The sequence below is a fragment of the Burkholderia sp. MSMB1498 genome, assembly GCF_001526245.1.
In the GTDB taxonomy this organism is placed as follows: Bacteria; Pseudomonadota; Gammaproteobacteria; order Burkholderiales; family Burkholderiaceae; genus Burkholderia; species Burkholderia savannae.
On sequence record NZ_LOYJ01000053.1, the window covers coordinates 35,756 to 50,026 of the forward strand.

The 14,271-nt window shown below is 69.2% G+C and carries 11 protein-coding genes and 1 pseudogene; 1 reads left to right on the forward strand and 11 read right to left on the reverse strand.

Annotation, left to right across the window (positions count from 1 at the left end; all coding sequences use genetic code 11):
* Positions 1 to 44 precede the first annotated feature (44 nt).
* The 9 genes from bioD to aceK all read right to left on the reverse strand — a co-directional run bounded on the left by bioD (position 45) and on the right by aceK (position 10,212).
* On the reverse strand, positions 45 to 767 hold the full coding sequence (gene bioD / locus WS91_RS09270) for a dethiobiotin synthase (RefSeq protein ID WP_038747075.1): 723 nt from the start codon (positions 765 to 767) through the stop codon (positions 45 to 47).
* Positions 764 to 1,948, reverse strand: a complete 1,185-nt coding sequence (bioF, locus tag WS91_RS09275) for an 8-amino-7-oxononanoate synthase (RefSeq protein WP_038747174.1) — start codon at positions 1,946 to 1,948, stop codon at positions 764 to 766. Before bioF ends, bioD begins: the two co-directional genes overlap by 4 nt.
* Positions 1,945 to 3,291, reverse strand: a complete 1,347-nt coding sequence (gene bioA, locus WS91_RS09280) for an adenosylmethionine--8-amino-7-oxononanoate transaminase (RefSeq protein WP_038747078.1) — start codon at positions 3,289 to 3,291, stop codon at positions 1,945 to 1,947. The genes bioF and bioA overlap by 4 nt, the downstream gene beginning before the upstream one ends.
* Positions 3,292 to 3,810: 519 nt before the next feature.
* Complete coding sequence (locus tag WS91_RS09285; protein WP_231752008.1) at positions 3,811 to 5,082, reverse strand: dienelactone hydrolase family protein; 1,272 nt, start codon at positions 5,080 to 5,082, stop codon at positions 3,811 to 3,813.
* A gap of 135 nt (positions 5,083 to 5,217) precedes the next feature.
* The gene (locus tag WS91_RS09290) at positions 5,218 to 5,670 is read right to left on the reverse strand and encodes a YchJ family protein (RefSeq protein ID WP_038747084.1); all 453 of its coding nucleotides are present in this window, start codon (positions 5,668 to 5,670) and stop codon (positions 5,218 to 5,220) included.
* A 33-nt stretch (positions 5,671 to 5,703) separates the two neighbouring features.
* Positions 5,704 to 6,381 (reverse strand): SDR family oxidoreductase, encoded by a 678-nt coding sequence (locus WS91_RS09295; RefSeq protein WP_038747087.1) that lies wholly within the window; start codon positions 6,379 to 6,381, stop codon positions 5,704 to 5,706.
* Positions 6,382 to 6,415: 34 nt separating this feature from the next.
* Positions 6,416 to 7,609 carry an acetyl-CoA C-acetyltransferase gene (locus WS91_RS09300; protein ID WP_038747090.1) on the reverse strand — a complete coding sequence of 398 codons (1,194 nt, stop codon included), beginning with the start codon at positions 7,607 to 7,609 and terminating at the stop codon, positions 6,416 to 6,418.
* Positions 7,596 to 8,366: a carbonate dehydratase gene (gene can / locus WS91_RS09305; RefSeq protein ID WP_038747093.1), complete on the reverse strand. Its 771-nt coding sequence runs from the start codon at positions 8,364 to 8,366 to the stop codon at positions 7,596 to 7,598. The genes WS91_RS09300 and can overlap by 14 nt, the downstream gene beginning before the upstream one ends.
* Positions 8,367 to 8,400: 34 nt before the next feature.
* Positions 8,401 to 10,212 carry a bifunctional isocitrate dehydrogenase kinase/phosphatase gene (gene aceK, locus WS91_RS09310; protein WP_059670159.1) on the reverse strand — a complete coding sequence of 604 codons (1,812 nt, stop codon included), beginning with the start codon at positions 10,210 to 10,212 and terminating at the stop codon, positions 8,401 to 8,403.
* 287 nt (positions 10,213 to 10,499) lie between these two features.
* Between aceK and WS91_RS09315 the strand changes: the two genes are divergently transcribed.
* Positions 10,500 to 11,579, forward strand: coding sequence for an MBL fold metallo-hydrolase (locus WS91_RS09315; protein WP_059670160.1), 1,080 nt, complete (start codon positions 10,500 to 10,502; stop codon positions 11,577 to 11,579).
* Between the two features lie 149 nt (positions 11,580 to 11,728).
* Here WS91_RS09315 and WS91_RS32670 read toward each other — a convergent pair.
* Together WS91_RS32670 and WS91_RS09325 are read right to left on the reverse strand one after the other, a co-directional pair.
* A pseudogene (locus WS91_RS32670) lies at positions 11,729 to 12,350 on the reverse strand (ATP-binding cassette domain-containing protein); the annotation flags it as partial.
* A gap of 223 nt (positions 12,351 to 12,573) precedes the next feature.
* A complete protein-coding gene (locus WS91_RS09325; RefSeq protein ID WP_038747101.1) occupies positions 12,574 to 14,163 on the reverse strand; it encodes an ABC transporter substrate-binding protein in 1,590 nt (529 codons plus the stop codon).
* Between the last annotated feature and the right edge of the window lie 108 nt (positions 14,164 to 14,271).

The following is a 14,271-nucleotide window of genomic DNA, read 5'->3' on the forward strand; positions in this document are numbered from 1 at the left end:
GAACGGGGATCGATTCGGAAATGCTTCGATAAGCGGGTAAAACGTCAGCGCGGCGCGGCGGCGCGCAACGCTTTCAGCAACAGGTTCACGTCGAGCGCCGCCGACGCCGCCTCGGGCGACGGCGGGCTCATGTGCGCGACGTCGCCGACGAGTGGCGCGCCGTGCTCGCGGTCGAGCCACGCGCGCAGCGTGTCGACGTTTTCGTCGGCGAAGTTCATCGCGGCGTCGATGCGGTTCGCGACCCAGCCGGCGATGCTCAGGCCGCGCGCGGCAATCGCGTCGGCGGTGAGCAGCGCGTGGCTGATGCAGCCGAGCCGCACGCCGACGACGAGCACGACGGGCAGGCCCAGCGCGACCGCGAGATCGGCGGTGTCGCGCGTGCCGGTCAGCGGCACGCGAAAGCCGCCGACGCCTTCGACGACGACGACGTCCGCCGCCTCGCATGCACGGCGATGCGCGGCGACGATCGCGTCGATGTCGAGCGCGACGCCTTCGCGCGCGGCGGCGATGTGCGGCGCGGCGGGCGCCTTCAGCAGGAACGGCGTGCGGATCTCGGCGGGCAGCGCGACGTTCGCGGCGGCGTCGAGCTGGTCCGCGTCGTCGTTGCGCCACATGCCGTCGCGCTCGTATGCGCCCGCGGCGATCGGCTTCATCGCCGCCGCGCGCAGCCCCGCGCGCGCGAAGCCGCGCAGCAGCGCGGCCGACACGAAGGTCTTGCCGATCTCGGTGTCGGTGCCCGTCACGAACAGCGAAAGCGGCGCGCTCATGCGGCGGCCTCGGCCCGCGTGACGAGCGCCGCTTCGAGGCGCGCGAGGTCGTCGAACGAATGCGCGGCCGACAGCGAGATCCGCAGCCGCGACGTGCCGGCCGGCACCGTCGGCGGCCGGATCGCGGGCACCCAGAGGTTCTGCGCGTCGAGCGCGGCCATGGCGGCGAGCGTCGCTTCGTTGCTGCCGATCACGAGCGGCTGCACGGCCGTGTGCGAATCGACGGGCCGCCACGGCGTCGCGCGCAGGATCGCGCGCGTGCGCTCGATCAGCGCGGCGAGATGCGCGCGTCGCGCGTCGCCTTCGTCGCTCGCGATCACGCCGAGGCTCGCGGACACCGCGCACGCGACGGACGGCGGCGCGGCCGTCGTGAAGATGTAGCTGCGCGCGCGCTGCACGAGCCATTCGATCACGGTCTCGTGCGCGACGACGAACGCGCCCGCGACGCCCGCCGCCTTGCCGAGCGTGCCGACGTAGACGAGGTTCGGCGAGCGCAGCCCGTGCGCGGCGAGCGCGCCGCGGCCTTGCGGGCCGAGCACGCCGAAGCCGTGCGCGTCGTCGACGACGAGCCATGCGCCGTGCGCTTGCGCGAGCGCGACGAGGCGAGCGAGCGGCGCGACGTCGCCGTCCATGCTGAACACGGTGTCGGAGACGATCAGCTTCGTCGGCGCGTCGGACGCGGCGAGGAGCGCTTCGAGCGCGTCGGCGTCGGCGTGCGGATAGATGCGCACGTCGGCGCGCGACAGCCGCGCGCCGTCGATCAGCGAAGCGTGGTTCAGCGCGTCGGAGAAGATCGTCGCGCCGCGGCCCGCGAGCGCCGTCAGCGCGGCGAGATTCGCCATGTAGCCGGTGCTGAAGTAGAGCGCGCGCGGCGCGTCGCAGAAGCCGCCGGAGAATGCCGCGAGCTCGTCTTCGAGCGCCGCGTGCGCGCGCGAATGGCCGCCGAGCAGATGCGAGCCGCCGCTGCCGGAGCCGTAGCGGCGCGCGCCTTCGGCGAACGCTTCGATCAATCGCGGATGCGCGGCGAGGCCGAGATAGTCGTTGCTCGCGAAGCCGACGATCTCGCGGCCGTCGACCGTCATGTGCGCGCCGCATGCGGTGTCCGCGATGCGGCGGCGGCGGCGCAGCCCTTGCGCGTCGATGTCGGCGAGGCCGCGTTCGAGCGTGGCGAGCAGGTTCATGCGCGTGCCTCCGTGAGCGTTGCGTCGAGCGTCGCGCGCGTGCGCGACGCGAGCCATTCGATTTCGCCGTCGTCGAGGATGTACGGCGGCATCAGGTAGACCGTCGTGCCGATCGGGCGCAGCAGCGTCTCGCGTGCAAGCGCGTGCTCGAAGAAGCGGCGCGGGAATGTGCGGGCCGCGTCGCCTTCGAGCGCGACGTCGAACGCGAAGATCGTGCCGCGCTCGCGCAGGTGGCGCACCTGCGGATGCGATGCGAGCGGCGCGAGCGCGGCGCGCATCAGCGCGGACTTGCGCGCGTTCTCGGCGAGCACGTCGTCGGTGTCGAACAGATCGAGCGTCGCGACGGCCGCGCGGCACGCGAGCGGATTGCCCGTGTACGAATGCGAATGCAGGAAGCCGCGCGTCACGTCGTCGTCGTAGAACGCCTCGAAGATCGCGTCGCGCGACAGCACGAGCGACAGCGGCAGATAGCCGCCGCTGATGCCCTTCGACAGGCACAGGAAATCGGGCCACACGTTCGCCTGCTCGCACGCGAAGAACGTGCCGGTGCGCCCGCATCCCACCGCGATCTCGTCGGCGATCAGATGCACGTCGTGCGCGTCGCACAGCGCGCGCAGGCCGCGCACGTACGACGGATCGTGCATCGCGAAGCCGGCCGCGCACTGCACGAGCGGCTCGACGATCAGCGCGGCGATTTTCTCGCCGCGCTCGGCGAACAGGCGCTTCACGTCGTCGAGCGCGCGCGCGGCGACGTCGGCGGCGCTCTCGCCGGGTTGCGCGCCGCGCGCGTCCGGCGACGCGACGACGTGCGCCGCGCGAATCAGCGGATCGTATGCGTCCTTGAACAGCGCGACGTCGGTCACGCCGAGCGCGCCGATCGTCTCGCCGTGATAACCGTTCGCGATGCAGACGAATTCGCGCTTGTCGCCGCGGCCGCGGTTGCGCCACGCGTGGAAGCTCATCTTCAGCGCGATCTCGACGGCCGACGCGCCGTCCGACGCGAAGAACGCGTGGCCGAGCGTGTGCCGCGTGCGCGCGGCGAGCCGCTCGGCGAGCTCGATCGCGCTTTCGTGCGTGCAGCCGGCGAGCATCGCGTGCTCGAGCGTGTCGAGCTGCTGCTTGAGCGCCGCGTTGATGCGCGGGTTCGCGTGGCCGAACAGGTTCACCCACCACGAGCTGATCGCGTCGAGATAACGGTTGCCCGCGCGATCGAAGAGCCACGCGCGTTCGCCGCGCGCGACCGGGATGAGCGGCAGCCGCTCGTGGTGCTTCATCTGCGTGCAAGGATGCCAGACCGCGCGAAGGCTGCGCGCGACCCAATCGTCGGTTGCGTGTGTGCTCAAGACTGCTCCGGGACCAAAACGCGTCGAGGGCGTGCGAAGCGCCGCTTGCTCATGCGGGATCGATGGCGGAGAAAGCGCTCGATCGGATGGCGAAAAACGCGTGTGCAAAATCAAAACCGGGGCTGAGATTAGCGTGTTTTGCGCTTCGTTGCAGTACCCGTTACAAAACGCCGGAGCCTTTACGGACGCGGAGTTCGGCGCATTTCGCGGCCGCTCGCGACGGTTTGGGCCCGTTCGTTCGCATACGGCGCAGAAGACGACGGCAAAGAGTGGCTACCCGTCGGGCGGAAATCGGGCGGCGCGCGGCCGAAACAGCGCGAGCGCCGAAAAAAGGGCGCTTTCAGGCGAGATCGAATGGCTGCCCGCGTGCGTCGCCCGCGCCGACAGGCGGCGCGCGCGGACGGCGCGCGGTCATCGATGTGAGGAAAACGCGAGAACGCGGAAGAGGAGCCGGCCGCAGCGGTGCGCCGGCGTGCGGCCGAGAACGGCCAAGCGCGGGACGGATCGATTGCTCGGCGATCAGCGGCTTGCGAGTGCGCGCGCGGCGTTCGGCGAATCGTCAGCCGTTTGCGCGATCGCGTCGCGCCACACGACGCGATCGTCGACCGCGTACAGCTGGCACTGCCCCGCGCTCTGCTTGCGGCAGCCATCGAGCGCGAGCGCCATCGGATCGTCGCCGCCTTCGGCCCACGACCACGCGCCTTCGCTCGACACCGCGAACGCGCGGCTCGGATGCTGCGCGAGGAAGCGGCGATACGCGGCGCGCCCGGCCTCGTCGATGAACGGCACCGCTTCGACCGCGTCGATCGCCGCATAGCCGCTCGCTTTCGGCTCGTGCGGATTCGCGACCGCGTAGCGGACCGACGTCGGCAGATTCAGCTGCGCGAGGAACGACGCGACGGGCGGCCACCAGATCGGCACGCCGTCGCGATCGACGATGATCCGGTGCGCGTCGTCCTTATAGCGGCCGAAATCGACGAAGAGCGTGCTCGCGCCGTGCGACACGTACGCGTCGCGCAGTTGCGCGACGAGCGCGGGCGACCATACGGAATCGTTGTCGCCGTACAGCCACAGCGACGGCACATGCGTGCGCGAGCCGTACGTGTCGAACGCGTCGACGAGATTCTTCTGCCAGCCTTCGCAGAGATCCTGGCGCAGCCCGCCCGAGAAGTTGATGATCCCGCGCACGCCGCGCGCGGCCTCGGCGCCGTATGCGAGCGATACGAGCCCGCCGTGCGACGTGCCCGCGACGACGACGTGCTTCGCATCGACGTAAGGCAGCCTCGACATGTAGCCGATCGTCGCGGCGACGTCGCGCGCCTGCGCGACGCCGTTTCGCTCGACGTCGCAGCCTTCCTGGGCATACGCGCCGCCCGAGCCCGCGAAGCCTTCGCGGTTCGGCGCGACCACCGCATAGCCGCGCCGCACGAACTCGCGCGCGAACGACAGCGGCCGGCTGCGCGGCTGCGCGCGCAGGTCGCCGGGGTTCTTGCCGTGATTGAAGACGACGAGCGGGAAGGGGCCGGGGCCGTCCGGCTTGAACACCGTCGCCTCGAGCGTGATCGCGCCGGCCGCGTCGACCGGAATGCGGATGATCGTTTCGTTGAGATTCGCGGCGACGGGCGGCAGGCCCGAATTGCCGTAGTCGAAGCGCTCGGCGTTCGCGTGCGCGCCGGGGCGGGCGTTCGCGGCGGCAGGCGCGGACGGAATGTCGGGCGGCAGCGGGCCGGCCTGAGCGGCCGACAGCACGCATGCCGCGATCCATCCCGTCATCACCTTGCCGAATGCCATGCCAGAGCCCACCGACGCGAATTGCACCAAACGTCGGCCATCCTAGCCTGACAAATTCCGGTTGTGCAATGCCGGAATTACCCGGCATGGCGAGCTGCATCGCCAACCCGCGGTATCGGCTTGGGCCGCGTGGACTCAGCGCTCGCTTACATCGCCGTCGACGTAGCGCCACGCGCCTTGCGCGTCGCGCGTGAAACGGCTCGTTTCGTGCATCCGGTGCGCGCGGCCGCCGACTTTGTAGCGTGCGACGAATTCCACTTCGGCGTGCGTATCGTCGAGCTGCGCATGGCGCTTGATCGCAAGGCCGAGCCAGCGCGGCGCGTCCGCGCGGGCGGCGTCGGCGCCGAGATCGGGCGGGCAGGTGCGCGGGTCCCAGGTCGCGCGCAGATAATCGGTCGCGCCGAGCACGTACGCGCTATAGCGCGAACGCATCAGCTCGAGCGCCGTCGCGGCGCGCGCGTGCCCGTCGATCAGGCGCGCGCAGCAATCCGCGTAGCGCGGCGCGCGCGCGTTCGCCAACGCGCCGGGCGCGGCGCCGCCGCACGGACAGTCGAGCGGGCGCTCGGAGGCGGGCTTCGTGGCTTGCATCGTGATTCGAAAAAAAGGGGGCGGCTCGCCGGCTCACCAGCCGAGCTCGACGCCGTCGTATTGGAAGAAGCGGCCGTTCGCCTGCTCGCGGTCGCCCGCCGCCTGCGCGATCACGCGCCGCATGCCGGCGACGCTTGCCTGCGGCTCGAGCGCGGCCTGCGCGCCGCCCATGTCGGTGCGCACCCAGCCCGGGTGCAGCGCGATGCAGGCGGCATGCCGCGCCTGCAGCGACGCGATCCGCAGCGCGTCGTTCACCGCCGCCTTGCTCGCGCGATAGAGCCAGCCCGTCGTGCCGGTCGCCTCGCTGATGCTGCCCATCTTGCTCGACAGCACCGCGAGAACGCCGCGGCTCTCCTCGACGAGCGGCAGCAGGATCGGCATGAGCAGCATCGGGCCGAGCACGTTCGTGTGCATTACGTCGTCGAAGTCCTCCGCGCTGACGGGCTCGACGCCCGCCGTGCGAGGACCGTACACGCCCGACACGACGACGGCCGCGTCGAGCGCGACGTCGCCCAGTTGCCGGTCGAACGCCGCGACGTCGCCCGGCCGCGCGACGTCGAGCGCGATCGCGCGCGCGCCCGCCGACGCAAGCGACGCGAGCGATGCCTCGTCGCGCGCGGTGGCGATCACGCGCCAGCCGTCGTGCAGATATTGGCGCGCGAACTCGCGGCCGATGCCGCGCGATGCGCCGACGATCAATACGGTCTTCATCGGAGGACTCCTGTTCGAGTGCGCGTCGAATCGATCAGATCAGCTCGATGCCCATCGCGGTCGCCTCGCCGCCGCCGATGCACAGGCTCGCGACGCCGCGCTTGGCCGCGCGCGCGCGCAGCGCGCCGATCAGCGTGACGAGGATGCGGGCGCCCGACGCGCCGATCGGATGGCCGAGCGCGCACGCGCCGCCGTTCACGTTGACTTTGTCGTGCGGCAGGTCGTGCTCCTTCATCGCCGCCATCGCGACGACCGCGAACGCCTCGTTGATCTCGTACAGATCGACTTCGGCCGCGCGCCAGCCGTTCTTGTCGAAGAGGCGCCGGATCGCGCCGACGGGCGCCGTCGTGAACTTCGACGGCTGTTGCGCGAACGTCGAATGGCCGACGACGCGCGCGAGCGGCGTGACGCCGAGCCTGCTCGCCGTCGACGCGCGCATCATCACGAGCGCGGCCGCGCCGTCGGAGATCGACGACGAATTCGCGGCGGTCACGGTGCCCGTCTTGCTGAACGCCGGTTTGAGCGTCGGGATCTTCTCGGGGCTCGCCTTGAACGGCTGCTCGTCGCGCGCGATCACCGTCTCGCCCTTCTTGCCGGCCACCGTCACGGGCGCGATTTCCCACGCGAACGAGCCGTCTTCGTTCGCCCGCTTCGCGCGCGCGAGCGATTCGATCGCGAACGCGTCCTGCGCCTCGCGCGAAAACGCGTATTCGCCCGCGCATTCCTCGGCGAACGTGCCCATCAGGCGGCCCTTGTCGTATGCGTCCTCGAGGCCGTCGAGGAACATGTGGTCGAGCACCTGGCCGTGGCCCATGCGCATCCCCGCGCGCGCCTTCGGCAGCAGGTACGGCGCGTTCGTCATGCTTTCCATGCCGCCCGCGACGATCACGTCGGCCGAGCCCGCGACGAGCATGTCGTGCGCGAACATCGCCGCGCGCATGCCCGAGCCGCACATCTTGTTGATCGTCGTGCAGCCGACCGAAAGCGGCAGCTTCGCGCCGAGCGCCGCCTGCCGCGCCGGGGCCTGTCCCTGCCCCGCCGGCAGCACGCAGCCCATCACCGCTTCGTCGATCTGCTCGGGTTTCAGGCCCGCGCGCTCGAGCGCCGCGGCGATCGCGACCGCGCCGAGCTGCGGCGCGGCGAGCGACGCGAAATCGCCCTGGAAGCCCGCGATCGGCGTGCGCGCCGCCGATGCGATGACGATCGGGTCCTGATCAACAGCCGTCATGTTTCGTCTCCTTGATGGTTTGGGCAATGAGATCGACCGCGCCGGCGAGCTGCGCCGCGTCGGCCGCCACGACGTCATTGTCCGCCGAATGCGCGCCTCCTGCCGAGAGCGCGCCGACCGCGCGGCGGTACGTCGCATCGAGCTGTTCGGAGTGCGACACGGCCATTCCGAGATCGCGCATCCGGCCGTCGTGCACGCCGTAGACGAGCGCGTGCACGGTGAGCGGCTGGCCGCGCGCCCACGCGTCGTTGACGATCGTCGTGCGGCACACGTTGACGACCTGCTCGATCGCGTTGAGCTCGATCAGGCGCCGGTAGCGCGCTTCGCCGAGCGGCCATTCGTCGAGCAGCGCCGCGTGCTTCTCGCGCACGTCCTGCACGTGGTGCAGCCAGTTGTCCGCGAGCCCGACGCGGCGGTTGTGCAGCGCCGCGTTCACGCCCGAGCAGCCGTAGTGGCCGACGACCATGATGTGCTTGACCTTCAGCAGGTCGACCGCGAACTGGATCACCGACAGACAGTTCAGATCGGTGTGCACGACGACGTTCGCGATGTTGCGGTGGACGAACACTTCGCCGGGCGGCAGGCCGATGATCTGGTTCGCGGGCACGCGCGAATCGGAGCAGCCGATCCACAGATACTCGGGCGCCTGCTGGTCGGCGAGGCGCGAGAAGTATTGCGGGTCGCCGGCGAGCTTGCGCTTGACCCAGGCGTCGTTGTTGTCGAACAGATGGGAGAGCGGATGGTCGTTCGTGTTCATCTCAAGTGAGTTCCGTGGGATGAAAAAAAAGGGCTCACGCGGCGGCGCGCTTGCCGTCGTCGGCCGCGTCGCTCGGCGCGAAGCGCTCCGGATAGCGGATGCAAAAGCGCAGCGCCGGCTCGTACGCGTAGAAGTCGGGCAGCTCGCCGCGCAGCAGGCGGTCCTTGCTGTCCTGCCAGAGCTGCGGATCGAAGAAATCCGCGTGATGCCTGATGAAATACTCGCGCACGCGCGGATCGCCGAGCAGGAACGGCGCGTAGGTTTCGGGGAAGATGTCGTGCGGGCCGACCGTGTACCACGGCTCGCCCGACATCTCGTCTTCCTCGTTGCGCGGCGGCGGCACGCGGCGCACGTTGCAGTCGGTCAGATATTCGATCTCGTCGTAGTCGTAGAACACGACGCGCCCGTGGCGCGTCACGCCGAAGTTCTTGTACAGCATGTCGCCGGGGAAGATGTTCGCCTGGATCAGCTCCTTCACCGCGTTGCCGTATTCGCGCACGCCGTGCTCGATCTCCGCGTCGCTGCCGTTCTGCAGGTACAGATTGAGCGGCACCATCCGGCGCTCGATGTACAGGTGCTTGATGACGAGGTTGCCGCCCTCGTATTCGATGAGCGACGGCACTTCCTTTTCGAGCTCGCGCACGAGCGCGTCGTCGAGCCGCGCGAGCGGCAGCGCGACGCTCGAGTATTCGAGCGTGTCGGCCATCCGGCCGAGACGGTCGTGACGCTTGACGAGCAGGTACTTGTCCATGATCTGCTCGCGCGTCGTTTCCTTCGGCGGCGGGAAGTGGTCCTTGATCATCTTGAACACGTACGGGAACGACGGCAGCGTGAACACGAGCATCACGAGCCCCTTGATGCCGGGCGCGACGATGAAGCGGTCGCTCGAATGCGACAGGTGATGCAGCAGATCGCGATAGAACAGGTTCTTGCCCTGCTTCTGCAGGCCCACCGACGTGTAGATCTCCGCCTTCGGCTTGCCCGGCATGATCGAGCGCAGGAACTGCACGTACGCGGACGGCACGTTCATGTCGACGAGGAAGTACGAGTGCGAGAAGCTGAAGATGATCTTCAGCTGGTCGCGCCGCAGCAGCACCGTGTCGAGCGCGAGGACGCCCGCGCGCGCGTGGCGGATCGGCACCGCGAACGGCAGCACGCGATCGCCGTTGATGATGCGGCCGACCACGTACGCGGTCTTGTTCCGGTAGAACAGCGACGAGAGCACGTGGATCTGGAAATTCACCGCTTCGTCGAATGCGCCGAACTCGTCGTGAATCGCCTGCATGATGCACGCGATGTCGCGCTCGAGATCCTCGAACGGCGGGTTCAGCTGGAAGTTCGTGACGATCCGCTCGAGCGTCGCCGCGAGCCCTTCGCTGCCCGGATAGTACGCGCGGTACGTCGGCTTCGCGGCGGGCTCGTCGTTCTCGATGTATTCGGTCGAGATCGCCGGGCGCACGAAGATGAAATCGTTGTTGAAGTACGCGCGGTGCAGGATCTTGCAGCACACCGAATTGAAGAACGTCTCCGCGCACTCGGGTTGACGGTGCGACGTCAGGAGACCGATGTAATGCAGCTTGATCTGCGGCCAGACTTCGCTGCCGATGTTCTCCGCGTCGTACTCGTCCTCGAGCAGCTCGACGCATTCGCGCACGCGATCGTCGTACGACGTGATGCGCTCGCGCGCGAGCCGCTGCAGCGCGTGCCAGTCCTCGCGCTCGAACAGGTCCTTCGCCTCGACGGCCGCTTCGCGGAAGATCCGGTAGTGGCGGTCGAAGTTCTCGAGGATCGTCTGCGCGACGTCGAAGCCGATCTGCGAGGACAGCAGTTTGGGAAAATGATTCATCGTGCGCGGGCTCACGGGCGGGAAGCTCACGCCATTTTAGCGCCCGGCGGGCGCGCTTTAGGCAACGCGGGGCGATTCGGCGCAGGCGGCCCGCGCGAACGGTTCAGCGACGTTCGCCGACGTTTCGCGGATCTTCCCGCAACGCTCGGGGTTCGCGCGGGATCGTGGCGCGATCTTTTTTTCAGGGGCGCGAAGGCTCGCGGCGCGCGGTTTCGCGTTGAGCGATAGAATCGGTTCCGGTTCGCGCCGCACCGCGGGCCCGACGACAACGCAACGAGACACCCCCGATGAACGCACTGGAACACCAACTCGATTATCCGTTCGCCGACACGCTGCCCGAGCCGGGCGGCTTCGTCGAGGTCGCGCCGGGCGTGCGCTGGCTGCGCATGCCGCTGCCGTTCGCGCTCGATCACATCAATCTCTGGCTGTTGCGCGACGAGATCGACGGGCAGGCGGGCTGGACGATCGTCGACTGCGGGATCGCGTCGTCGGACATCAAGGCGCACTGGGAGCGGATCTTCGACGCGCATCTGGACGGCCTGCCCGTGCTGCGCGTGATCGTCACGCACTGTCATCCGGATCATCTCGGACTCGCGAACTGGCTGTGCGAGGGCGGCGAGCGCGCGCGCTGGAACGTGCGGCTGTGGATGACGCTCGGCGAATACCTGTTCGGCTGCCTGATGGCGGCGGGCAACGGTTCGAACGCGGGCGGACCGGGCGCCGCCGACCATTTCGCGCGGCACGGCCTGACCGATCCGGCCTCGCTCGACAAGCTGCGCAGCCGCCGCAGCTACTTCTCGGATCTCGTGCCCGCGGTGCCGCCGCGCTACCGGCGGCTGCGCGAGAGCGACGCGGTCGCGATCGGCGGGCGCGAATGGCGCGTCGTCACGGGCTACGGCCATTCTCCAGAGCATTGCGCGCTCCACTGCGCGGCGGACGGCGTGCTGATCTCCGGCGACATGGTGTTGCCGCGGATCTCGACGAACGTGTCGGTATTCGACCTCGAGCCGGAGGCAAACCCGCTCGCGCTTTATCTGGGCTCGTTCGGCCGCTACGAAGCGATGGCGGCCGACACGCTCGTGCTGCCGTCGCACGGCAAGCCGTTTCGCGGGCTGCGCACGCGCATCGCGCAACTGCGCGCGCATCACGACGCTCGGCTCGCCGAGGTGCGCGCCGCGTGCCGCGAGCGGCCGATGAGCGCGGCCGACATCGTGCCGATCATGTTCAAGCGGGGCGGGCTCGACATTCATCAGATGACTTTCGCGCTCGGCGAAGCGATCGCTCACCTGAATCTGCTGTGGCTCGCGGGCGAGCTCGCGCGCGAGACGGGCGCGGACGGCGTGATCCGGTTCCGGCACGCGGGCTGAGGCGCGCGGGCTCGATTCCGCATTCGACATCCGATTCCCGCCGTCGCGCCGGCCGCGCCCGCCGGCGATCCGGCGCCACGCCGAGGGCTCGAAGCGCCATCCCTCGTCCGTCCAACGCATCGAATGCGTGGGCGCGAGCGCGTCGATGAACGCCGCATCGTGCGACACCGCGATGATCGCCCCCGGAAAATCCGCGAGCGCCGCCTCGAACGCGCGCACCGATTCGAGGTCGAGGTGGTTCGTCGGCTCGTCGACGACGAGCAGCTCCGCGCCCGACAGCAGCGCGCCGATCATCGCGACGCGCGCGTGCTGGCCGCCGCTCAGCGCATGCGCGGGCGTGCCGGCGTCGATCGGCAGGCCGGCGTCGTCGAGCGCCGCGCGCCAGCGCTCGGCGAGGTCCCAGCGCCCGTCGAGCGTGCCGAAGTCGTCTTCTCGCGCGTCGCCGCGCGCGATGCGCTCGAGCGCCGCGAGCGGCGCGTCGAGATGCGCGACGGCGGCGGCCGTGCAACGTGGGTCGTGTGTCGCGCCGGCGTCGTGCTGCGCGACGAACGCGATCGACGCATGCCGGTCGATCGCACCCGCCGTCGGCGCGAGCCCGCCCGCGATCAGGTGCGCGAGCACGCTCTTGCCGACGCCGTTGCGGCCGGCGATCGCGGTCGGCGTGCGATCGAACGTGAGGTCGAGCGAATCGAACAGCGTGACGCCGTCGTCGAAGCGGAAGGAAATGCGATGGATCGCGACGAGCGCGGTAGCGGGTGCGGTTCGGGCCATGAGCACCTCCGAAAATGGGTGGCGACTTTCGCGCGGCGCGCACGGGATGCACGAAGTGCAACGCGCGGCGGCGAAACCATTCGGGGAAGGCTCAGTTGTTCACTTGGCGGCTCGGAATTCGTCGGAGGAAAGATGCGCGGAGTTTAGCAAGCTCCGCGCGAAGCGGACAAGGGCGGCCCGGCGCGCGTCGTTGCGCGCGGGCCGCGGCGGCGGCGTCGCAGCGCTACTGCACCGACACCGCGTCGAAGTGCTGCCGCCCGAACGGGCTCACGCGATAGCCGGCGACGTTCGGACGCGTGATCGCCGCGGCGGTCGGATAGCCGAGCGGAATCCACAGCGCCTCGTCGTGGATGATCTTCTGCGCGGCTTCGTAGAGCTTCGCGCGCTTCGCCTGATCGGCCGTTTCCTTGCCGTCGGCGATCAGCCTGTCGAGCTTCGGATCGCAGTAGCGCGCGAAGTTGAGCCCCGACTTCACCGAGTTGCAGCTGAATTGCGGCGTGAGGATGTTGTCCGGATCGCCGTTGTCGCCGGCAAAGCCCATGAACAGCAGGTCGTGCTGGCCGAGCTTCGCTTGCTTGATCAGCTCGCCCCATTCGATCACCTTCACGTCGGCCTTCACGCCGATCTTCGCGAGGTCGGCCTGCAGCAGCTCGGCGCCCGCCTTCGGGTTCGGGTTCAGCACGCTGCCCGTCGGGCGCACCCAGATCGTCGTCGAGAAGCCGTTCGGAAAGCCCGCGGCCGCGAGCAGTTGCTTCGCCTTCGCCGGATCGTGCGGATACGGCGCGATCGATTTCGCGTAGCTCCACGTGTTCGGCGGGTACGGGTTCGTCGCGGGCGTCGCGGTGTTGTCGAACACGACCTTCAGGTACGTCGTGCGATCGAACGCGAGATTGAGCGCCTCGCGAACCTTGTCGTTGTCGAGCGGCTTCTTCTGCGTGTTGAGCGCGACGAACGCGGTCATGAACGCGGGCGTCTCGACGACCTTCAGCGCGCGGTCGGCCTTCGCCGCCGCGACGTCCTGCGGCTTCGGCGACAGCGCGATCTGGCATTCGCCCGCCTTCACCTTCTGCGCGCGCACCGAAGGATCGGGCGTGATCGCGTAGATGAGGCGCTCGACCTTCGGCTTCGGCCCCCAGTACGTCGGGTTCGCCTCGTAGCGGATCACCGCGTCCTTCGTGTAGCTCTTCAGCACGAACGGGCCGGTGCCGACCGGCTTCGCGTTCAGGTCGGTCTGCTTGCCCGCCTTCAGCAATTGATCCGCGTATTCGGCCGAATAGATCGACGCGAAGCCCATCGTCAGGATCGGCACGAACGTCGCGTTCGGCTCGTTCAGCTCGAACTTCACGGTCGAGTCGTCGACTTTCGTCACCGCCTTCACGAGCTTCACGAGCCCCATCGATTGCGCATGCGGAAAGCCGCTCGCGCCCGCGACCTTGTGCCACGGATTCGCGTCGTCGAGCATCCGGCTGAACGTGAAGACGACGTCGTCGGCATCGAGCGCGCGCGTCGGCTTGAAGTAGTCGGTGGTCTGGAACGCGACGTTCGGGCGCAAATGGAACGTGTACGCGAGGCCGTCGGCGCTGACGTCCCATTTGTCCGCGAGCGCGGGCACGACCTTCTTCGATGCTTCGTCGTACGACACGAGCGTGTTGAACACGACGTCGGCGGACGCGTTCGTCGTGACGAGCGAGTTGTACTGGACGACGTCGAAGCCGTCCGGGCTCGACTCGGTGCAGACCGTCAACGGTTTCGCGGCGGCGACGGCGGGGGCGGCGGCGACGAGCGCGGCGGCGGCGATGAGCGTGAAGCGCATGAGATCTCCCACGTGGCGTAATTCTGATGACGGCGGGCGGCAACGCCGCAGCGGCCGCACGCCAGCGGGATAGCATACCGTCAATATGCGCCCGATGTTAATCGGCGC

Coding starts and splice junctions, on each gene's coding strand:
- bioD (WP_038747075.1), bottom strand. CDS start 767: ATGAGCGCGCCGCTTTCGCTGTTCGTGACGGGCACCGACACCGAGATC.
- bioF (WP_038747174.1), bottom strand. CDS start 1,948: ATGAACCTGCTCGCCACGCTCGAACGCGGCCTCGCCGACATCGACGCG.
- WS91_RS09285 (WP_231752008.1), bottom strand. CDS start 5,082: ATGGCATTCGGCAAGGTGATGACGGGATGGATCGCGGCATGCGTGCTG.
- WS91_RS09290 (WP_038747084.1), bottom strand. CDS start 5,670: ATGCAAGCCACGAAGCCCGCCTCCGAGCGCCCGCTCGACTGTCCGTGC.
- WS91_RS09295 (WP_038747087.1), bottom strand. CDS start 6,381: ATGAAGACCGTATTGATCGTCGGCGCATCGCGCGGCATCGGCCGCGAG.
- WS91_RS09300 (WP_038747090.1), bottom strand. CDS start 7,609: ATGACGGCTGTTGATCAGGACCCGATCGTCATCGCATCGGCGGCGCGC.
- can (WP_038747093.1), bottom strand. CDS start 8,366: ATGAACACGAACGACCATCCGCTCTCCCATCTGTTCGACAACAACGAC.
- aceK (WP_059670159.1), bottom strand. CDS start 10,212: ATGAATCATTTTCCCAAACTGCTGTCCTCGCAGATCGGCTTCGACGTC.
- WS91_RS09315 (WP_059670160.1), top strand. CDS start 10,500: ATGAACGCACTGGAACACCAACTCGATTATCCGTTCGCCGACACGCTG.
- WS91_RS09325 (WP_038747101.1), bottom strand. CDS start 14,163: ATGCGCTTCACGCTCATCGCCGCCGCCGCGCTCGTCGCCGCCGCCCCC.